Raw genomic sequence first — 19,307 nt, forward strand, 5'->3', positions numbered from 1 at the left:
CTCTGCCAAAACTTTCCGCAGTCGCAGGTAACGGTTACCGCTGAGACCCCCGGAAATGACCGATCGGATCCGGGCGATGGCCTTTTTTGCCCGGGCTAACCGCCTGATGCGGATCCCGGGTGAACCCTTTATCCCGGCAGAGGTTGCCACACCTGCCACTGAGAAGCGCACCAGCGCCTGACGATGGACCCGGCCAGGGAAGGCCGGGGCTCTGCCAAAACTTTCCGCAGTCGCAGGTAACGGTTACCGCTGAGCCCCCCGGAAATGACCGGTCTGATCCGGGCGACGGCCTTTTTTGCCCGGGCTAACCGCCTGATGCTGACACTGGGCGAACCCTTTATCCCGGCAGAGGTTGCCACACCTGCCACTGAGAAGCGCACCAGCGCCTGACGATGGACCCGGCAAGGGAAGGCCGGGGTTCTGCCAAAACTTTCTGCAGTCGCTGGTAACGGGTTCTGTCACATTCCTCCGGCAAATCAGCCACCATTGCTCAGCACAGATTTCAGCAAGCCCGCCGGAAAACGATTTTGCCGGAGGATGCTCATCACCAGGCCTGTAACGACACCTTTCTGCGACAGAACTGTTAAACGTCGGGCAGACCGCTTATCATCCGCAGTCACCTTTACCCCTTTGCGGAGAGACTATGCGGCGTTTGATCTTCCTGATCCCGATGATAATAGCCGGGTGCTCACTGCCTGCGATCGGCGCGATGTATCACATTAATCCGCAACTGAGCTCTCTGGTGCTGACCTGGAAGATGATCGGAGGCGGCGAATATCATGCCAGGATCACCGGGATCCGTGGTGACCTGAGCTATGATCCGCGTGAGGATGATCGTAATACACTGCAGTCGGCTATCCCCGTCCGCCAACTGGATGCCCATCACTGGGTTCTGACCCGGGCACTCCGCAGCCGGACGTTCTTTGATACGGCCAGCTACCCCGATGCCTTCTTCAGCAGCAGCCGGATGGTGGCTGTGGGTGAGGGGCGTTACCGGGTGCTGGGCAGCCTGCAGATTAAAACGGTGCGTAAACCGCTGATCCTGAATGCACAGCAGAACGATGTGTCATTGCAGCGAATCCGTTTATCCGCACAGACCCTTATTTCCCGCAGTGCCTTCGGTATGGGACAGTATCCCGCCATTGTCAGTGACCCTATCCGTGTGGATATTGTGTTATATGCGGACAAAATAAACTGACCGCCAGCCCGGCCGGCCATTCATTAACACCCGTTCAAATATAACCGGAGGAAAGCCCTTTATTTCCCCGGTCATTATTCGTGTAATAATTATTCCTGCTTACTTTATTCATTATTTATCTCAGGACGGAAACGTCGTGTATTTATTATTATTTTTATCTAACTAAGCGACGATTTTATATTTCATTTGCCGGCGAAGGGGAGCTAATAATGGATTTATTATTTAGTCAGGTAAGGTAAATATATGTCTTATCAGTTAAGTGTCCTGGATAAGTGCCCGGTGAACGAGGGTGACACGACAACCGATGCATTACAGCGGGTAGTCGCGCTTGCTCAGGCTGCCGAGCGATGGGGTTACCGCCGTTTCTGGCTGGCGGAGCATCATAATACCTCAGGCCTCGCCAGCCCTTCCCCGGAGATACTTATCGCCTGGGTTCTGGCACAGACAAAGCATCTGAAAGTGGGGTCAGGGGGCGTAATGTTACAGCATTACAGTCCCTATAAAGTGGCAGAAAATTTTAATCTGCTGGCAGCACTCGCGCCCGGCAGAGTAGACCTGGGGATTGGCAAGGCGCCTGGCGGATTACCGTTATCGACAAAAGCACTGCAGGCGGCGCAGGACCCCGATAAACAGGGGACTTTCGCCAGCCAGTTGCAGACCTTAGACAGTTTTCTGCAAATACCGGTACTGCCCTCGCAGGATGAACCGGCTCTGCGGGCAACTCCGGTCCCTGGTCAGGCGGCTGATAAGTACTTACTAGGGGCCAGTACCGATAGCGCAGCACTGGCGGCGTCCCTGGGCTGGAACTTTGTTTTTGCCGCACACCTGAACGGCGATCGGTCTCTGCTGCGAACATTCAGTGACTACTGGCAGGCGGCGACCCGGTTACCGGTCATTATTGCGGTGCAGATCATTGTCAGCGAAGACGCCGAAGAAGCCCGGCGGCAGGCAGCACAGTCTGAATTATGGCAGGTGGAACTGGAGGATGGCCGGCATGTGACGGTCGGTAGCGAAGCTCAGGCAGAGAGCTTTAGCCGCCAGAGCGATATCGCAGTGAAATCGGTAAGCCGCAAAGAAACCGCGATCCTCGCAGGGAATGCCCGTGAGGTGCTTGCTCAACTGGATGACCTGCATCAGGCATTTTCGGTCAGTGAATTTATGCTGGATATGCCGTTAAGTCAGCCGGAGATCAGAATTAACACACTGCGTCTGCTGGCTCAGGAAAGAGAGCACTCTGCGGCCCGTAGAGTCTCCCCCGTCACGACAGAAAGTTCTGTCGCCTGACGTCCGGGCGACGGTGAATGCCCGGTCCGGTCGTTATACCGGCCGGTGAATACCATTTATTTTCTGAAATATTTATCTCCCGGAGGAGCTATGTCCAATAAAAGGCAATTACGACTAGGTACGATCTTACACGGCGCATCCGGAAATATGTCCGCCTGGCGACATCCTTCAGCCACCGCAGACGCCAGTATTAATTTTGACTTTGCCCGTGAAACCGCCAGAAAAGCGGAAGAAGGGAAACTGGATTTTTTATTTATTGCTGACGGTTTATATATTAATGAAAAATCGATTCCCCATTTTCTTAACCGGTTTGAACCCCTGACGCTTTTATCTGCACTGGCGGGAGCCACCCGCCATCTGGGATTAGTCGGCACCGTCTCAACCTCTTACAGTGATCCGTTTACCGTCGCCAGGCAGTTCGCCAGTCTGGATCATCTGAGTGGCGGCAGAGCCGGCTGGAATGTTGTGACCTCGCCGCTGGAAGGGTCTGCAAAAAACTACTCCCGTGAACATCACCCTGAACATGCCCTGCGTTACCGTATTGCCGATGAGTATCTGGAGGTAGTTAAAGGATTGTGGGATTCCTGGGAAGAAGATGCTTTCATCCGCAACAAAGCCACGGGGGAGTTTTTTGATAAAAATAAACTTCATCCGCTGAACCATAATGGCCCGTTTTTCCGGGTTGCCGGTCCTCTCAATATTGGCCGTACCCCGCAGGGAAGACCGGTAATTTTCCAGGCCGGTGCTTCCAGCGACGGTAAAAAACTGGCCGCGAAACATGCCGATGCTATTTTTACCCACCAATACACGCTCAGCGAAGCGCAGCGCTTTTACCGCGATGTTAAACAACAACTGGCCGGACATCAGCGTCACCCGGATGACTTACATATTTTTCAGGGCGTCTCTGTCATCGTCGGGGAGGATGCGCAGGACGTAGAACGCCAGTATCAGCAGACGGCTGCCCTGGTCTCGATTGAAAATGCGCTGAATTATCTTGGCCGTTATTTTGAACACCACGATTTCAGCCAGTATGCGCTGGACGAACCTTTCCCTGATATCGGTGAGCTGGGCGGCAACAGTTTCCGCAGTACGACGGATCACATTAAACAGCAGGCCCGCGAACGGGGTTTAACGCTGCGTCAGGTCGCTCTGGAAGCCGCGACACCTCGTCCGGTATTTCATGGCACACCGGAACAGATCGCTGATGAGATGCAACGCTGGTTTGAGAATGAGGGGGCCGACGGGTTCATTATTCAGGCTGGCACTCCTGAAGTGTTCCCGCGCTTTGTTGACCAGGTGATCCCGTTATTACAAGCCAGAGGCCTTTTCCGGAAAGAGTACCCGGGAACCACTCTGCGTGAATCGTTTGATTTGCCGCTTCCGGAAAACCAGTTTGCCCGATCGTCACATTTACAGGAGGTTGTATGATTTCAGGTCTGGCGCTGCGCGCACTGGCATTAGCAGGCACTATGGCGGTGGTTTCCGCCAATGCCGCGGATGTCACCATCAATAACACGGATATTAATCTGACTAAAAACGCTCAGCCAGTGAATACCCCGAAAAACCCTGCGGCCATCGCGCAAATTCCGAAAGGTTACCATTTTATTCATCCGGGAGAGTTTACGGTTGCCGTCAGTGGCACGACATCCCCGCCACTGAGCGTACTGGCGAATGATAATAAAACGCTGATCGGCAGTGAACCTGATATTGCCCGGCTGATTGCCGATAGCCTTGGGCTAAAACTGCATATTGTGCCGGCCTCCTGGGATGACTGGCCGCTGGGAGTGATCAGCGGAAAATATGATGCGGCTATTTCAAATATTACGGTGACCCGTGAGAGAAAAAAGAAGTTTGATTTCGTCACCTATCGTCGCGATTTATTAGGGTTTTATGTCAAAAAATCCTCGAAAATCAAAGCAATTACCAAAGCAGCGGACATTGCAGGGCTGAAAATTATTGTCGGTTCAGGGACGAATCAGGAAGCGATTCTGCTGGCATGGGATAAAGAAAACCGCAGTCACGGACTGGCACCTTTCACACCTGTCTATACCCAGGACGGTGCCACCGAAACGCTGGATCTGCAGTCAGGACGGGCAGATGCCTATTTTGGCCCGCACGTACTGGGAGCCTGGAAAGCCGCCAACGGAGGAAATTTACGTTTCGTCGGTGCAGTGGATGGCGGATGGCCTAAGGCCGCACATATCGCCGTGACCCTTAAAAAAGGGAGTGGTCTGACCCGGGCGATACAGACAGCCATTAACGGGACAATCGCGAACGGTGATTATCAGAAAGTCCTGGATCGCTGGGGAGAAGGCCTGGAAGGGATCCCGTCGGCTGAAATTAATCCTCCCGGGCTGGGCGATTAGGAGCGTGTTATGGCACAGAGGAGATTCCGGGTGATTTCTCCCGGGGCGGCAGAGCTGCAGCCTGTTCTGACCGGGTTGTTTGCTGAATATCGGCAGCGTTATGGCGACTACTTTTCCGGACATACGGAAGAGGATCCGCCGGAACGCTATACCGCACCGGAGGGACTCTTTCTGGTGCTGGAAGACGCCGGAGAAATCATCGCGACGGGGGCGTATAAGCCATACCGTGGACATACCGCCGAGATAAAACGGATCTGGACAGATAAAACACTTCGCGGGCAGGGGATTGCCCGCAGTCTGGTCAGTGAACTTGAGCGGTATGCCATCGACGCCGGTTACCGGGAAATGTATCTGACCACAGGATTCCGGCAACCGGAAGCTGTAGCACTGTATCTCTCTCTGGGCTATCAACCCGGTTTTGATATTCATCGTGATTTTGAAGAATACAGCCGTGCCCCCTACGACGGGCGGCTGAGGTTTACCAAAACGCTGGTGGCACCTGCCTGTTACGCGAATAAAGGAGCGAATGCCCATGTCTGATTTACCTTTATCACAGAAAATTGTACCGGCACGGTACCCCTGGCGCATCGCAGGAACGATACTCTCGGTACTGATATTTGCCGGTATTATCCAGTCTGTGGCTCTGAACCCGCGCTGGGAATGGCCGGTTTTTGCTAAGTGGTTTTTTAACCCGGTGATCCTGGAAGGGCTGGGGCGGACGTTACTGATCACCGTTTTCAGTGCGTTACTGAGTGTGATCCTTGGCGGTGCGCTGGCGATGGCACGGCTTTCTCAGTCGCCGTTACTCAAGGCGCTGGCCTGGGGATATATCTGGTTATTCCGTTCACTGCCGCTGATTGTGGTGCTGATTATTCTTTATAACTTCTCTTACCTGTATGACACGTTATCGCTGGGGCTGCCTTTTACCTCTCTGAGCTGGGGACATTTTCAGACCATCAATGTGCTGGGACAGTTCCAGACGGCCGTCGTCGGGCTGACTCTGGTACAAAGTGCCTATACGGCAGAAGTGATCCGCGGCGGATTCCAGTCGGTCGATTACGGACAATATGAAGCTGCCGCGGCACTCGGATTACCGGTCTGGCGTCGTACATGGCGTATTATTCTGCCGCAGGCCTTGCGTTCTATTCTGCCGACCGGTTTCAACGAACTGATTGGTCTGGTGAAAGGCACCTCCGTCGTTTATGTGCTGGCCATGCCAGAACTCTTTTATACCATCCAGATGATTTATAACCGCAATCAGGAAGTGATCCCATTACTGATGGTCGGTGCCTGCTGGTATCTGGTGATCACCAGTGTATTGGCCGTTATTCAGTTACTGGTCGAAAAACTGATGGCGAAAAGCGAACGCAAAGCTCTTCCCCAGTCTGTATCGCCCGCGGTCGCCGCGGTGACGCCGGTCCCGGCGTTGAGCAAAAGCAGTCATCTGCCTCAGGAGATTTCTTATGTCCGCAACAGTTAATCCGCAGGGAAAGATCTCCATCAGCGGGATCAGTAAAACCTATGGCCACTTTCATGCACTGAAAGATATCGATCTTGAGATCCCGCCAGGCTCCGTGACGGTGATCCTGGGACCGTCCGGTTCAGGTAAATCGACATTACTCCGTACCATTAACCATCTCGAAAAACCGGATGCCGGTTTTATCCGGATCGACGAAGAATACATCGGCTACCGGCAAAAAAACGGCAAACTCTATGAACTGAAAGAGAAAGACATTCTGAAACAACGACTGAATGTCGGCTATGTGTTCCAGAACTTTAACCTGTTTCCTCATCTCAGTGTCCTCGATAATATTATTGAAGCCCCGGTCGTACATAAACGTCTCTCGCGGCCCGAGGCCATCACACGGGCTGAACAGTTACTGAAATCCGTCGGATTACAGAATAAAATTCATGCCTGGTCACGGCATCTTTCCGGAGGACAACAGCAACGGGTTGCCATCGCCCGTGCACTGGCGCTGGAGCCCAGGGTGCTGCTGTTTGATGAACCCACCTCAGCACTGGATCCTGAACTGGTGGGTGAAGTACTGGAAGTGATAGCACAGCTGGCGAAGTCAGGGAGAACGCTGGTGATCGTCACGCATGAGATAGGATTTGCCCGTCAGGTTGCTGACCAGGTCGTGTTTATGGTGGACGGGAAAATTGTAGAGCAGGGGACCAGTGACCAGGTACTGAATCATCCGCGACATGTCAGAACACAAAATTTCCTGGCGAGTGTACTCTGATGAAGCGTTTTATATGGCGGCCGGGTTATCTGCTGTTACTGATGACGGTAGCTGCTCCCCTTTTTGCACAGACACAGCCGGATTTAAATGCGAACCAGACCCCGGTGAATACCGCGGTATCAGCGTCAGCCGTGGCATTGATCCCTAAAGGTTTCCGGTTTGCCCATCCGGGGGAACTGACGGTCGCTATTTCGGCCATGAATTCACCCCCGCTCTCGCTGCTGGGAAATGATAATAAAAGCCGTATCGGTAGTGACCCGGATATCGCCAGGCTGCTGGCCGACGGACTTGGCCTGAAGTTACGGCTGGTTCCTGTCTCCTGGGAAGAATGGCCTTTAGGGATTAGCAGCGGGCGATACGATGCTGCATTGGTGAATATTGCGGTCACCGAAGATCGTAAGAAGAAGTATGACTTTGCGACTTACCGGACGGACTCGCTGGCTTTCAGTGTCAGGCAGAACAGCCCTATACGGCAGATCCGGGATGCCCGTGATGTGTCCGGGTTAAAAGTCGTGGTTGGCTCGGGGACTAATCAGGAACGGATATTACTGGGATGGAACCAGCAGAATAAGCGTCAGCATTTACCGGAGGCAACACCGGTCTATCTGACCGATGATGCTGCCGTTAACCTGGCGTTGCTGTCAGGCCGGGTAGATGTTCTGTTTGGCCCTCAGTCTGCGGCCAGCTATAAAGCCGCATTAACGGGGAAAACACGGGTTGTCGGACTGGGGCCTAAACTCGCGCAGGTCGCGGTGACGACGAAAAAAGGTAACGGGCTGGTGTATGCGTTACAGGCGGCGCTGAACAGCAGTATCAAAAACGGAACCTATCAGCAGGTGATGACCCGCTGGGGAGAACAGAAAGAGGCCGTGACTGCCTCGAAGGTCAATCCTCCCGGCATTACTTATTAATCGGAGAGACCGGCACCGTGCCGGTCTCTCTGTGGTATCAGTCTCGCGGGATTGACGCGGTGCTGATACCGCAGACCTGTCGCCTGCCAAAAAAACACCGTGTACAGCGCCACAACTTCCTGCAACCTTAGCCCCAAAGCATGACTGAATCATAAAAATCTGCTCTTCTGAACCCTGCCAATAACCAATAACCAATAACCAATAACCAATAACCAATAACCAATAACCAATAACCAATAACCAATAACCAATAACCAATAACCAATAACCAACGGCAATCTGCAATTTCCCGGAACCTTAGCCCCGCAGTATGACCGAATCATAAAAATCTGCTCTTCGGCATCCGGCCAACGGCAATCTGACTTCCGGCGACCCTTTGAGTATCGAATAGTCAGTGCAGCAGAGCAGAGATATCAGGTAATGGCTCATCGCAGAGGCAGAAACAGCAGCAGGCAGAGGAGAATTCCGGACGTTACGAAGAAGGGCCCCGGGGGATTCGGTACGGTGACCCCGGGTATTTGTTCCCTGATTGACGGAAAAAAAGGAAAGCGGGGGGCTTCTCCCCGCCGGGTTTGCCGGAGCGGGTTTACCTGCCGTTATCCCCGCGCAGTTTCGGGTCCAGAGCATCCCGCAGCCCGTCACCCAGCAGATTAAAGGCCAGTACGGTCAGGAAGATAGCGAGGCAGGGGAAAATAGCGACGTGCGGCGCCATCACCATATCCGCCCGGGCTTCGTTCAGCATCGCTCCCCATTCCGGGGTCGGTGGCTGGGCACCGAGGCCGATAAACGAGAGGCTGGCCGCCGAAATAATCGAAATACCGATCCGCATCGTAAAATAAACCACGATGGATGAGAGGGTGCCGGGCAGTATATGCCGCCATAAGATATGGCGGTCTGAAGCACCGATACTGCGCGCCGCTTCGATAAAGGTTTGCCGCTTCAGTACCAGGGTATTCCCCCGTACCAGCCGGGCGAACGCGGGAATACTGAAAATGGCCACGGCGAGAATGACGTTGGACATGCCACTGCCCATGATAGCCACAATCGCAATCGCCAGCAGGATCCCCGGGAAGGCGAACAGCACATCGCAGATACGCATAATGACCCGGTCACACCAGCCTTCATAATAGCCAGCCAGCAGACCCAGCAGGGTGCCAATCACTGAGCCGATCGCCACAGAAAACACGCCTGCCAGCAGAGAGATCCGCGTACCGACCAGTACCCGGCTGAAAATATCCCGTCCCAGCGAGTCGACCCCGAACCAGTGCACCAGTGTCGGCCCCTGGTCTAACCGGTCATAATCAAAATACATTTCTGCATTGTAGGGACTTATCCACGGGGCGATCACCGCCAGAATCAGTAACAGCAGGATAAAGACCGCCGCAGCGATGGCCACCGGCTGTTGCCGGAAGCGGTGCAGGAACTCCCGCCACGGTGTGCGCGGCCGGTGTTCGCTCAGCAGCGGCATCGCTTTCAGCGCTGCATCACGTCGCCAGTTTTTCATTGTGATCCTTCAGCGGTAACGGATAGCCGGATTGATCGCCGCATATAACAGATCAACCAGCAAATTAATCAGAATAAATTCAAAGGAGAACAGCAGAACCTCTCCCTGAATCACCGGATAGTCGCGCATGGAAACCGAATCGATAAGTAACCTGCCGAGGCCCGGCCAGTTAAACACCACTTCCACCACAATAGAGCCGCCCAGCAGAAAGCCGAACTGCAGGCCCATCATGGTCACGACCGGGATCATCGCATTGCGCAGACCGTGTTTAAAAATTACCGAGAATTCAGAGGCCCCTTTCGCCCGGGCGGTGCGCATATAATCTTCCCGCATGACCTCAATAAAAGAGGAACGGGTGAAGCGGGCCATCACCGCCGCTACCCCGGCACCCAGGGTCAGCGATGGCAGAATATAGTGCTGCCAGCTGCCGGCACCGACGGTCGGCAGCCAGCCAAGCTGTACAGAAAAAATCTGCATCAGCAGCATGCCCAGCGCAAAGGCCGGGAATGAAATCCCCGAGACGGCCAGCAGCATACCGAGCTTATCCGGCCAGCGATTCCGCCATACCGCCGAAATTAACCCGATGATTAATCCGAAGACACAGGCCCAGACCATGCTGGTCAGTGTCAGCAGCAGGGTCGGCATAAAACGCATGGCAATTTCCTGGCTGACCGGCCGCTGTGACACCATCGACTGGCCCAGGTCGCCGTGCAGTAATCGCACCAGATAATTCCAGAACTGCTGCGGTAACGGCAGGTCCAGCCCCAGACGGTGACGGACCATCGCCACCACGGCTTCGTCGGCATTCGCACCGGCCTGCAGGCGTGCCGGGTCCCCCGGCAGCAGATGCACAAACAGAAAGACCAGCACCGTCACGATGATAAGCGTCGGGATCATCCCCAGCAGACGTTTGATAAAATAATTAAGCATGCACAGTCCCGGTGGCAGGGGGCAGGCGTCACCGCCTGCCCGATCAGTTACTTCAGATCCGCATCATCAAAGTTAAATGAGGTATCCGGCATAATGTAGAAGCCGGTCAGATTTTTGTTGTTTGCAGACACCAGTTTTTCCACCGCCAGCGGGATCCAGGGCTGGTCATGCCAGATACGGTCCTGAGCGTCTTTATACAGGGCCGATTTCTCTGCTTCGTTGGTGGTTTTCAGCGCATCGGTCAGGTCTTTATCGACGTTCGGGTTACTGTAGAACGCGGTATTAAAGATGGCTGGTGGCCAGGACGTGGTGGCAAAGAGCGGGGTTAATGCCCAGTCCGCTTCCCCGGTGGAGGCTGACCAGCCGGTATAGAACATACGGACACCGCTCTCTTTCTGTCCTTTATCTTCCACCTGTGAGGCACGCTGACCGGCATCCATCGCCGTCACCTGAGCTTTTACGCCCACCTGTGCCAGCTGCTGCTGAACAAACTGCAGCACCTTCTGTGCCGTGGTGTAGTTATGGGATGACCAGAGGGTGGTTTCAAAACCGTTCGGGTAACCGGCTTCTTTCAGTAGTTCACGGGCTTTGGCCGGGTCATATACCGGGGCCGGGAAGGTCTGTGCGTAGGCGATAGCCGGCGGCACAATACCGGTGGCCGGTGTGGCATAGCCGGAGAACGCGACTTTCACCAGCGCCTGGCGGTTAATGGCATAATTTAATGCCTCGCGTACTTTCGGGTCATTGAACGGTTTCTGCGTCACATTCAGGCTGATATAGCGCTGCATAATGGACGGCCAGGTCACGACATCCAGCTTACTGTCTTTTTTCAGTAACGGTGCCTGCTCGTAAGGGATCGGGAAAGCGACGGTCGCTTCACCGGTCTGCAGCATGGCGGCACGGGTATTGTTATCTTCTACCGGACGCCAGGTGATTTCATCCAGCTTCGGATAGCCTTTTTTCCAGTAGCCATCCCATTTTTTCACCTTCATATCATCGGTCGGATTCCAGCTGACAAACTGGTAAGGGCCGGTACCCACCGGGTGGAAACCGATATCTTTGCCGTATTTTTTCAGTGCCGCCGGTGAAATCATCACGGCAGACGGATGTGCCAGGTTATGGATAAAGGCGGAGAAAGGCTGTTTCAGAGTAACTTTAACCGTCAGCGGGTCAACGACATCGGTATGGGCGATATATTTAAACAGGTTATAGCGCTTCAGGTGATTGGCCGGGTTACTGGCACGATCGAGGTTCACCTTCACGGCTTCTGCATTAAAATCAGTCCCGTCCTGGAATTTCACGCCGGGACGTAACTTAAAGGTATACGTCAGGCCATCCGGGCTTACCGTATAGCTTTCGGCCAGCACGTTTTCCAGCTTCATATTCTTATCGAAACCAAACAGCCCCTGATAGAACGACTTGGCGACGCTCTGCGACAGGGTATCGTTCGCATCGTAAGGGTCCATCGTGGTGAAATCTGACAATACGGCAACCACGATATCTTTAGCCGCAAATGCGGGCAGTGAGACACTGCTGCTGCCGATAATTCCCGCGGCGATCAGCCACTTAACCGTTTTCTGATTCATCGTCCTGCTCTCCTGTAATGGTGCTGTTGCCTGCCTGCCGGTCCCGCGCAGAGGGCTTCGTCACGTTAGCTAAAAGGGGGGCTGCTGTTAGCAACAAAATGCTGACCGGAAACGCGGGTCAGGGAAACGACCGGCGGAGATTCCCCGCGGGCATAGATGGCATCCGGCACGTCTTCTGCCTTCGTGGCAAAATGATGGCGCACCGCCTCCGGGTCTGCGACGGGGACAGCTGCCATCAGTTTACGGGTATAGGGATGTTGCGGATTTTCAAACACGTCCTGACGCGAGCCGATTTCGACGATCTGTCCGAGATACATCACGGCCACCCGGTGGCTGATGCGTTCGACCACCGCCATATCATGAGAGATAAACAGAAAGGCGATACCGAATTCCTGCTGTAAATCCATCATCAGATTAACGATACGGGCCTGCACGGAGACATCCAGCGCAGACACGGACTCATCGGCTATCACAACTTTCGGGTTCAGGGCGAGGGCCCGGGCAATACAGATCCTCTGACGCTGTCCGCCGGAAAACTCATGGGGATAACGGGCGGCATGTCCGGCCTCGAGGCCGACACGTACCAGTAACTCTTCCACACGTTTTGCCGCGGTCGCCGGCTCCATCACCTTATGGACCAGTAACGGCTCCATAATGGAATAGCCGATCGACTGCCTGGGATCGAGTGACGCATAGGGATCCTGGAAAATAAACTGAATATCCCGGCGCAAATGCGCCAGGGCGGATCCGCTCAGGGTATCGATCCTCTGGCCGTTAAAGGTGATCGATCCGCCCTGACTTTCTACCAGTCGCAGCAGAGAGCGGCCGGTAGTGGATTTACCGCAGCCGGACTCCCCGACCAGCGCCAGGGTTTCTCCGGCGTAGAGATCAAAACTGATATGCTCCACCGCATGAACCTGTCGCTGAACGCGATTCAGCCAGCCGCCGCGGATATCGAAACGGGTAACCAGATCGCGCACCTCCAGTACCGGCGGACGATCCCGTTGTACCGTATCCGGCTGTGCGCTGACCGGGGCGCTTTCTCCCGGCAGAATAAATTTTGCCGGCAGTGGCTGACCGCGCATGGCACCGAGTTTGGGTACCGCAGCCAGCAGCGCACGGGTGTAGTCCTGCCGGGGCTGGCGGAACAGTTCTCGCAGTGGTGCAGATTCCACCTGGCGTCCGCGGTGCATGACCGTGACCTGATCGGCCATTTCTGCCACCACGCCCATATCGTGGGTGATAAAAATCACCCCCATATGCATTTCCTGTTGCAGCTCGCGGATCAGGTTCAGTATCTGGGCCTGGATAGTGACATCCAGCGCGGTGGTCGGTTCATCGGCAATCAGCAGCGCCGGGCGGCAACTGAGTGCCATGGCTATCATGACACGCTGGCGCATCCCCCCGGAGAGCTGGTGGGGATAGCGTTGCATGGTATCGGCTGCGGCCGGAATTCTTACGCGGTCCAGCAGTTCCCGGGCTTCACGCCAGGCCTGATGTGCGGTTTTACCCTGATGCAGCCGCAGCGATTCGGCAATCTGTTCACCGACAGAAAAGACCGGGTTCAGTGACGTCATCGGTTCCTGAAAGATCATCGCGATATCGGATCCGCGGATCTGCCGCAACTGGTGCTGATCCGCACTCCCCAGATCAAACAGATCGCCATTGCGCCGGCGCAGCCAGCGATCGCCGGTCACCCGGCCACCGGCCTGCTGGATAAGCCCCATCAGCGCCAGCGAGGTGACTGATTTACCGGAGCCGGATTCCCCGACCAGAGCCAGCGTTTCGCCGTGGCTGACGGACAGAGATAAGGAATCCACGGCCTGAAAAACCTGATTATCCTGACGGAAGGTCACGCTAAGGTTTTCAGCCACCAGTACCCGGTCAGGATCGTGGAGCAGGGTCGTCTGCAAATCAGTCATGCTATGTCCTCATCAGGCTGGCGGATGACGGTAGATGGCCACCTGTGGAGGCTCATTACCGCTGGCGGAAGCCCGATACATCCCTTCGCTGTTAAACGGCAGAGCCAGGTTGCCATCGGCATCGATAGCAATCAGACCGCCTTCGCCCTGCATCTCACCCAGCGTCTGCATCAGATGATCGCAGGCCTGCTCCAGAGAACTGTCGGCATAGTTCATCCGGGCAGAGATATCGTATCCGGCCTGAGTCAGAATAAAGACTTCACCGGTGCCGGTGCATGACACCGCGACCCGGCGGTCGGCATAGCAGCCGGCCCCGGGCAGCGGGGTATCACCCACGCGCCCGGGGCGTTTGTTGGTCATTCCGCCGGTAGACGTGGCTGCCGCCAGCTGGCCGGCGCTATCCAGCGCAACAGCCCCGACGGTACCGAATTTGTTTCGCGGATCGATAGGGTCACCTTCCGGGGCGGGGGTGTCCTCCTGATGATCCAGCAGAATATCGTCCTGCTGCAGTGCCTGTTGTAACTGGGCGTAGCGTTCAGGGGTAGAGAAAAAATCGGGAGAAACCGTTTCCAGCCCCTGTTCGGCAGCAAATGCATCGGCACCGGCACCGGCCAGTAAAACATGAGGGGTGTTTTCCAGCACCGCCCGGGCAGCCAGCACAGGATTACGCACCCGACTGACGCAGGCCACGGCTCCGGCCTGGCGTGTCCGGCCATCCATCACACAGGCATCCAGTTCATGGGTGGCCTGATGCGTAAACACCGACCCTTTACCGGCATTAAACAATGGACACTCTTCCAGCAGACGGACGGTTTCTGTCACCGCATCCAGAGCACTGCCGCCGGCCAGCAATATCTGCTGACCGGCGCTGATGATGTCCTCTAAGGCCTGACGGTACTGTTGTTCTTTTTCTTTACTCAGCGCACGGCGGGTGATCGTTCCGGCTCCGCCATGGATCGCAATTACAGTTTTCAAACGTTTTCCTTCCCGTCATAAAACAGCGGTGATTATCAGATGATATATATTGATGATTTTTTGTGTTTTTTGACTATAAAAAGTGCAGCGCGGCTTGTAAAGCCCGACCCGTGATCGGGTTAATATCCTTTTGTTATGACAAGTAAAAAAATGGTCTGATAAAAACCGGAAAAGGGGAGTGCGGCGGCGGCAGTCGGGCCGCGGCCGCGCTAAATCAGGATGACGACCGGAGCTGCGGGGTCGCAAACCGGCGGTTTTCCAGCACCGGCAGAACCTCTCTGGCGTAATGCAGTCGTCCGGCATCGATATCGGCAAAAATCAGGGCCGGGGCTTCGGCTGCACTGGCGATCACCACGCCCAGCGGGTCAGCGACCAGACTGTTACCGATATTCTTCGGCCCGCACTCTCCGACGGCAACCAGGTAACAGGTGTTTTCCAGCGCCCGGGTGGTGGTCAGCATTTGCCAGTGTTTTTCTTTGAGGGGGCCGCGTAACCAGGCGGCGGGCAGTACCAGTAAATCAGCCCCGTCCAGGGCCAGCCGTCGGGCCATTTCCGGAAAACGGATGTCATAACAGGTCATCAGACCGACGTTCATTCCGGCAACCGTAATCAGGGGCGGGATCTGTTGTCCGGCGTTTACCCGGGCAGATTCCTGCACGGCAAAAGCATCGTACAAATGCAGCTTTTCGTAGCGTGCAATAATCTGCCCCTGATGCAGGGCAAACAGGGTATTGATGGCCCGTTCGCCCGGGGCCGGCACATGCTGGGTAAATATAATGGTTAAACGGGAGCCTTCACTGGCGGTAAGTAACCGGCGCAGGAACGGACCCTCTTCCGGCTGGGCGGCCTCCACCACATAGGCCGGGGAGGTATTATCTCTGGCGAGAATAGCCTCCGGTAAGACCAGTAAATCGGCACCGGCCCTGGCGGCCTGCGCCATTAAGGCCAGACAGGTATCGGCATTTTCCTGCCATTCACGACTGACGGCGAACTGTCCGAGGGCAACTTTCATCAGGGTATCCTGTGCTAAGAGCGGTGATCCCATCATAGGCAAAGAACGTTACGGTGACCACTCTTGCGACCCGGACGCTCAGGCGATCACTACCTCCACGCCCGCATCCGCCAGTTGCCGGGCCAGCAGGGCAGGCAACGGTTTGTCGGTTAACAACATATCAAACGCGGTAATACTGGCTATCCGTGCCGGAAAGACCTTACCGAATTTACTGCTGTCCATCACCAGTACCTTGCGGGCTGCGCGCTTCAGCGCATGATGTTTCATGGCCAGCTCATTAAGGTTATAGCAGGTTACGCCCTGATGTTCATCCAGCCCGGCGGCAGAGAGAAAAGCCAGCGTCGGGCAGAATTCTTCCAGCAACGAATGCGTCCCGGCCGGGGTGAAGATGGCATTATCCGGGTGAAACTCGCCACCGCTAAGGATGACCCGGCAGGCGGTTTTTTCCTGTAATGCCAGGAAGGTATTCATGGACGCGGTGAGGGCAGTAAACGGCAAATCATGGCTGATGGCGGCGATAATATGCGGTGTTGTCGTTCCGCAATCAAAGAAGACCGTCTCATTTTTTGAGACTAAGGTGGCTGCCAGCTGCGCAATCTGCTTTTTTCTGGTGACCTGCCGCGTGGCCTGGTCCGAAATAAAATAGTGGCCGGTGGTGCGCTGAGTGGCACTGATAATATATCCGCCCAGTAATAATAACTGTTGCGGACACTGGCTGAGGTCCCGACGGACGGTCATTCCGGAAACACCGAGCAACTCAGCGGCCCGGTGCAAATGGAGTCGCCCGGCAGCATGAATTTCCTGCAGCAGTCGCTGTATACGTTGTTCGCGTTTTGATTCCATCATTTCAGAGTCCCTGACCGTGGGGAGAGCGAATATTTCGCGGATGATTATGCGCTGCTTCCCTGGCCCTGTAAAAATTATCGGGGCAGAGTGAGAGACGGTCAGCGGTATTGATGCGGTAATAATACAAAGAACGCTGCCGGCCACAGGCCGGCAGTCCGGGGGCGGGGGTTAACTGTCTTCGTCGGCTTCGTGTTTTTTATACGGGAATTTGTGGTGACCATAGCGGACAATCAGTACGGCCACGCCCAGCAGTACGATCCCCAGGGAATACAGCACGATTTCCTGCGGTTTGATATCGCTGGGTTCGGTCATCAGATGGCGGGCAATACCGACCATCGCGATATAGAGTGGCATACGTACCGGTAACTGACCCATCTTCCAGTAGGTTTCTGTCATCGAAATAAATTCAAGGTACATAAACAACAGCAGGATATCGCTGACCGTGATATGGCGTTCCATGATCATGGTGACGACATGGCTCACTAAAGCAATAATGGTGGAAATCAGGATGACCATTAAACCGCTTTTTTCGATCACTGAAGGGATATTGCCGGGGAACTTCATGGGTTATCTCCGAATTGATACAGGGGTCATTATTCTCCCGGATAAATGTTATAAAAATCATCGCGCCGGCGCGATAATTTACTGCTACCAGGTGTTGCAGACCCCGCCAGGCTGACAGACCCGGTGACCGGCCGGAACACCGGCTCCGGGACGGGCTCACCGCGCTCTGTGACAATTGCTGTAAAAAACAGCAACTAAACCCGGGGGTGCTGGATTAGCCGCCAGAGATACCTTATAATCCCCGCCACTCACTGGCCCCTTAGCTCAGTGGTTAGAGCAGGCGACTCATAATCGCTTGGTCGCTGGTTCAAGTCCAGCAGGGGCCACCAGATTCTTCCTGTGAATTCAGGACATTAAGCCACTCTAAGGAGTGGCTTTTTTGTTGGCTGAATATCCGTTGGCAGCAAAATGGCAGCTACTATCAACAAAATTTAATATTACCTCTCGCAGAAGTTGCGAAGTCCTGCAGATTGCTGAGTTGATCGCGCAGGCTGCCGAACATATCAGACAGCGACTCATCAACTCGTTTCAGGGTCAGCGTAAATTCAGTGCGGCGCGGCATCCCGCAGGCAAAAAATTCCGTTTTGGTCTGGCTCCGGCTCCCGATGACAAACATGTCATAAATGGTGCCGCTGCCCTCAATCAAAGGCCATGCCTTACCCGGTTCTGCCATTTTTTCCAGCGCCAGCAGTGACAACCTGCCGCCGGTGACTTCCGGCAGTAGCACGCCGGACAACGTCAGCGAGTCGTTATCCGGACCACATTTGCGCTTTTGCCATCGTGTACATGAGCACCTGCGCGGTGCGGGTGTAACACTCAAACTGAAAGAGCGCATCATCACTGAGTCAGCGGGAACCCCGGAAGCGGAAGCCGTCTTTTCGGATCAGCGTGGTCACGTCATTCTGGTTCAGCAGGCCCACATCAGTTGCCGGATCCTGCAGGTTCCGGCAAGCGTCTTTTGAAATGCCGGTGACACCGTTCACGCCGATGTTTGGCAGGGATTTATGCCAGCCGGTCTGCTCGTCGATTTTCTCAATGCGCACGCCGTGGTGATAATCCTGTGCCATGTGGCGGTTCTTTTGTGAAGGGGTTCCGCTATGGTCAGGTCTCAGGGAAGGGAAATCATGCTGTTGGCATCGTGTGGCAGCTGACACCACGGGCAAATTGTATTACCCGTGGTGAGCATTCAGAAAAGCCAGCGTCCCGCATGGGCTGACTCTGTAAACATTCTTATGGTCAGAGGCTTTTTTTCCTGCTTCACGGGCGCGCGTGATAACAGCGAAGGAGTTTTCCAGGGGAAATAAGCGGCAGTACTGAAGCCTTCTGGCTCTACGTTGAAGTCATGGAAAAACTTCTCCGCCATCTCTGCGATATCATCCGCCTCATACTGCTCCTGAAGAATGTCATCGTCGCCGACTTCAATTTTCTTAAACAAGAGGGTCGTCACCAGCGGCAGCTCACGCAGAATGAAGTCGCGCACCGCATCAGGGGTTGCTGTCATATTATTCACCAGATTTTATCCTCCGGGCGCACAATCAGGTTATAGCGATGGACGGTGCGAAAACTGATTTGTGCGACATCTTTTGCCAGAATAACCCATCCGACAACGGGCACGGCCCTGCCCACAAACGCGCCCAGATTATTCACCCAGAAAATTTTCAGCCTGCGAAGGCTGAAGGATTTGGCGGTCAGGGTTGGCAGAATGCGGCGCCGGAATTGGCAGGACAGGTGCTTGCGGAAAAAGATCGAAGCAACGGAAGTGCCGGGGGTTGCCGTATTGGGCTTGCCCGGTACGTTGATATTATTGTTGCCCAGGATGAGCCCCGCAACGGCTACAATATCCTGCACGCCCAGCTGTTTCTGCGTCTCGTCAACCAGCACCCAGAACAGCAATTCCTGCGGCGTCAGATTAGGCAGCCCATTAAAATAATATGTCCCTTTGAGTTCCTCAGTTGTATCCATATCA

General features: G+C 54.8%; 20 protein-coding genes, 1 tRNA gene and 2 pseudogenes. 11 read left to right on the forward strand and 12 right to left on the reverse strand.

Features of this window, described 5'->3' with window-relative positions; translation table 11 throughout:
- Window positions 1-55 precede the first annotated feature (55 nt).
- The 10 genes from ABD035_RS06440 to ABD035_RS06485 all read left to right on the forward strand — a co-directional run bounded on the left by ABD035_RS06440 (window position 56) and on the right by ABD035_RS06485 (window position 8,002).
- The gene (locus tag ABD035_RS06440; RefSeq protein WP_343868660.1) at window positions 56-181 is read left to right on the forward strand and encodes a hypothetical protein; all 126 of its coding nucleotides are present in this window, start codon (window positions 56-58) and stop codon (window positions 179-181) included.
- Between the two features lie 83 nt (window positions 182-264).
- Window positions 265-390 (forward strand): hypothetical protein, encoded by a 126-nt coding sequence (locus ABD035_RS06445; RefSeq protein ID WP_343868663.1) that lies wholly within the window; start codon window positions 265-267, stop codon window positions 388-390.
- A 253-nt stretch (window positions 391-643) separates the two neighbouring features.
- Window positions 644-1,198 carry a YceI family protein gene (locus ABD035_RS06450; RefSeq protein WP_343868666.1) on the forward strand — a complete coding sequence of 185 codons (555 nt, stop codon included), beginning with the start codon at window positions 644-646 and terminating at the stop codon, window positions 1,196-1,198.
- 243 nt (window positions 1,199-1,441) lie between these two features.
- Window positions 1,442-2,482, forward strand: coding sequence for an MsnO8 family LLM class oxidoreductase (locus ABD035_RS06455; protein WP_343868668.1), 1,041 nt, complete (start codon window positions 1,442-1,444; stop codon window positions 2,480-2,482).
- Window positions 2,483-2,572: 90 nt separating this feature from the next.
- Window positions 2,573-3,910, forward strand: a complete 1,338-nt coding sequence (locus tag ABD035_RS06460) for an LLM class flavin-dependent oxidoreductase (RefSeq protein WP_343868671.1) — start codon at window positions 2,573-2,575, stop codon at window positions 3,908-3,910.
- On the forward strand, window positions 3,907-4,848 hold the full coding sequence (locus ABD035_RS06465; RefSeq protein WP_425579710.1) for an ABC transporter substrate-binding protein: 942 nt from the start codon (window positions 3,907-3,909) through the stop codon (window positions 4,846-4,848). Before ABD035_RS06460 ends, ABD035_RS06465 begins: the two co-directional genes overlap by 4 nt.
- 9 nt (window positions 4,849-4,857) lie before the next feature.
- Window positions 4,858-5,388 (forward strand): GNAT family N-acetyltransferase, encoded by a 531-nt coding sequence (locus tag ABD035_RS06470; protein WP_343868673.1) that lies wholly within the window; start codon window positions 4,858-4,860, stop codon window positions 5,386-5,388.
- Entirely contained in the window at window positions 5,381-6,328 is a 948-nt protein-coding gene (locus ABD035_RS06475; protein WP_371813090.1) for an amino acid ABC transporter permease, read from the forward strand. The genes ABD035_RS06470 and ABD035_RS06475 overlap by 8 nt, the downstream gene beginning before the upstream one ends.
- On the forward strand, window positions 6,312-7,091 hold the full coding sequence (locus tag ABD035_RS06480) for an amino acid ABC transporter ATP-binding protein (protein WP_343868676.1): 780 nt from the start codon (window positions 6,312-6,314) through the stop codon (window positions 7,089-7,091). Before ABD035_RS06475 ends, ABD035_RS06480 begins: the two co-directional genes overlap by 17 nt.
- A 41-nt stretch (window positions 7,092-7,132) precedes the next feature.
- Window positions 7,133-8,002, forward strand: coding sequence for an ABC transporter substrate-binding protein (locus ABD035_RS06485; protein ID WP_343868769.1), 870 nt, complete (start codon window positions 7,133-7,135; stop codon window positions 8,000-8,002).
- Between the two features lie 586 nt (window positions 8,003-8,588).
- On the opposite strand, the gene gsiD is transcribed toward ABD035_RS06485, so the two are convergent.
- The 8 genes from gsiD to ABD035_RS06525 all read right to left on the reverse strand — a co-directional run bounded on the left by gsiD (window position 8,589) and on the right by ABD035_RS06525 (window position 17,341).
- On the reverse strand, window positions 8,589-9,512 hold the full coding sequence (gsiD, locus tag ABD035_RS06490; RefSeq protein ID WP_212713815.1) for a glutathione ABC transporter permease GsiD: 924 nt from the start codon (window positions 9,510-9,512) through the stop codon (window positions 8,589-8,591).
- Window positions 9,513-9,515: 3 nt separating this feature from the next.
- Complete coding sequence (gsiC, locus tag ABD035_RS06495) at window positions 9,516-10,436, reverse strand: glutathione ABC transporter permease GsiC (protein WP_212713783.1); 921 nt, start codon at window positions 10,434-10,436, stop codon at window positions 9,516-9,518.
- A 47-nt stretch (window positions 10,437-10,483) separates the two neighbouring features.
- The gene (gene gsiB / locus ABD035_RS06500; protein ID WP_212713784.1) at window positions 10,484-12,022 is read right to left on the reverse strand and encodes a glutathione ABC transporter substrate-binding protein GsiB; all 1,539 of its coding nucleotides are present in this window, start codon (window positions 12,020-12,022) and stop codon (window positions 10,484-10,486) included.
- Window positions 12,023-12,087: 65 nt separating this feature from the next.
- On the reverse strand, window positions 12,088-13,944 hold the full coding sequence (locus tag ABD035_RS06505) for a dipeptide ABC transporter ATP-binding protein (RefSeq protein ID WP_343868681.1): 1,857 nt from the start codon (window positions 13,942-13,944) through the stop codon (window positions 12,088-12,090).
- Between the two features lie 12 nt (window positions 13,945-13,956).
- Window positions 13,957-14,919, reverse strand: a complete 963-nt coding sequence (locus ABD035_RS06510; RefSeq protein WP_343868683.1) for an isoaspartyl peptidase/L-asparaginase family protein — start codon at window positions 14,917-14,919, stop codon at window positions 13,957-13,959.
- A 214-nt stretch (window positions 14,920-15,133) separates the two neighbouring features.
- The gene (locus tag ABD035_RS06515; RefSeq protein ID WP_343868685.1) at window positions 15,134-15,931 is read right to left on the reverse strand and encodes a deaminated glutathione amidase; all 798 of its coding nucleotides are present in this window, start codon (window positions 15,929-15,931) and stop codon (window positions 15,134-15,136) included.
- A gap of 78 nt (window positions 15,932-16,009) precedes the next feature.
- Entirely contained in the window at window positions 16,010-16,774 is a 765-nt protein-coding gene (gene deoR, locus ABD035_RS06520) for a DNA-binding transcriptional repressor DeoR (RefSeq protein ID WP_212713816.1), read from the reverse strand.
- Window positions 16,775-16,945: 171 nt separating this feature from the next.
- On the reverse strand, window positions 16,946-17,341 hold the full coding sequence (locus ABD035_RS06525; protein ID WP_212713788.1) for a phosphate-starvation-inducible protein PsiE: 396 nt from the start codon (window positions 17,339-17,341) through the stop codon (window positions 16,946-16,948).
- 253 nt (window positions 17,342-17,594) lie between these two features.
- Here ABD035_RS06525 and ABD035_RS06530 point away from each other — a divergent pair.
- Window positions 17,595-17,670, forward strand: a tRNA-Ile gene (locus tag ABD035_RS06530).
- A 92-nt stretch (window positions 17,671-17,762) separates the two neighbouring features.
- Here the strand turns inward: ABD035_RS06530 and ABD035_RS06535 are convergent.
- The 4 genes and pseudogenes from ABD035_RS06535 to ABD035_RS06550 form a co-directional block, all read right to left on the reverse strand.
- A pseudogene (locus tag ABD035_RS06535) lies at window positions 17,763-18,101 on the reverse strand (phage tail protein); the annotation flags it as partial.
- A pseudogene (locus tag ABD035_RS06540) lies at window positions 18,097-18,372 on the reverse strand (phage tail protein); the annotation flags it as partial. The pseudogenes ABD035_RS06540 and ABD035_RS06535, both read right to left, overlap by 5 nt.
- A gap of 155 nt (window positions 18,373-18,527) precedes the next feature.
- Complete coding sequence (locus ABD035_RS06545) at window positions 18,528-18,851, reverse strand: DUF1493 family protein (protein WP_212713789.1); 324 nt, start codon at window positions 18,849-18,851, stop codon at window positions 18,528-18,530.
- Window positions 18,848-19,303: an STM2901 family protein gene (locus ABD035_RS06550; RefSeq protein WP_343868690.1), complete on the reverse strand. Its 456-nt coding sequence runs from the start codon at window positions 19,301-19,303 to the stop codon at window positions 18,848-18,850. The genes ABD035_RS06545 and ABD035_RS06550 overlap by 4 nt, the downstream gene beginning before the upstream one ends.
- Window positions 19,304-19,307: the final 4 nt, after the last annotated feature.

The organism is Tatumella terrea (assembly GCF_039523755.1).
Lineage (GTDB): Bacteria > Pseudomonadota > Gammaproteobacteria > Enterobacterales > Enterobacteriaceae > Tatumella > Tatumella terrea.

Bases quoted from the DNA above. Each gene is read 5' to 3' on its own strand.
- ABD035_RS06455 (WP_343868668.1), top strand. From the start codon at position 1,442: ATGTCTTATCAGTTAAGTGTCCTGGATAAGTGCCCGGTGAACGAGGGT.
- ABD035_RS06475 (WP_371813090.1), top strand. From the start codon at position 5,381: ATGTCTGATTTACCTTTATCACAGAAAATTGTACCGGCACGGTACCCC.
- ABD035_RS06525 (WP_212713788.1), bottom strand. From the start codon at position 17,341: ATGAAGTTCCCCGGCAATATCCCTTCAGTGATCGAAAAAAGCGGTTTA.
- ABD035_RS06470 (WP_343868673.1), top strand. From the start codon at position 4,858: ATGGCACAGAGGAGATTCCGGGTGATTTCTCCCGGGGCGGCAGAGCTG.
- deoR (WP_212713816.1), bottom strand. From the start codon at position 16,774: ATGGAATCAAAACGCGAACAACGTATACAGCGACTGCTGCAGGAAATT.
- ABD035_RS06480 (WP_343868676.1), top strand. From the start codon at position 6,312: ATGTCCGCAACAGTTAATCCGCAGGGAAAGATCTCCATCAGCGGGATC.
- ABD035_RS06450 (WP_343868666.1), top strand. From the start codon at position 644: ATGCGGCGTTTGATCTTCCTGATCCCGATGATAATAGCCGGGTGCTCA.
- ABD035_RS06485 (WP_343868769.1), top strand. From the start codon at position 7,133: ATGACGGTAGCTGCTCCCCTTTTTGCACAGACACAGCCGGATTTAAAT.
- ABD035_RS06505 (WP_343868681.1), bottom strand. From the start codon at position 13,944: ATGACTGATTTGCAGACGACCCTGCTCCACGATCCTGACCGGGTACTG.
- ABD035_RS06460 (WP_343868671.1), top strand. From the start codon at position 2,573: ATGTCCAATAAAAGGCAATTACGACTAGGTACGATCTTACACGGCGCA.
- ABD035_RS06440 (WP_343868660.1), top strand. From the start codon at position 56: ATGACCGATCGGATCCGGGCGATGGCCTTTTTTGCCCGGGCTAACCGC.
- ABD035_RS06465 (WP_425579710.1), top strand. From the start codon at position 3,907: ATGATTTCAGGTCTGGCGCTGCGCGCACTGGCATTAGCAGGCACTATG.
- ABD035_RS06445 (WP_343868663.1), top strand. From the start codon at position 265: ATGACCGGTCTGATCCGGGCGACGGCCTTTTTTGCCCGGGCTAACCGC.
- ABD035_RS06550 (WP_343868690.1), bottom strand. From the start codon at position 19,303: ATGGATACAACTGAGGAACTCAAAGGGACATATTATTTTAATGGGCTG.
- gsiB (WP_212713784.1), bottom strand. From the start codon at position 12,022: ATGAATCAGAAAACGGTTAAGTGGCTGATCGCCGCGGGAATTATCGGC.
- ABD035_RS06515 (WP_343868685.1), bottom strand. From the start codon at position 15,931: ATGAAAGTTGCCCTCGGACAGTTCGCCGTCAGTCGTGAATGGCAGGAA.
- gsiC (WP_212713783.1), bottom strand. From the start codon at position 10,436: ATGCTTAATTATTTTATCAAACGTCTGCTGGGGATGATCCCGACGCTT.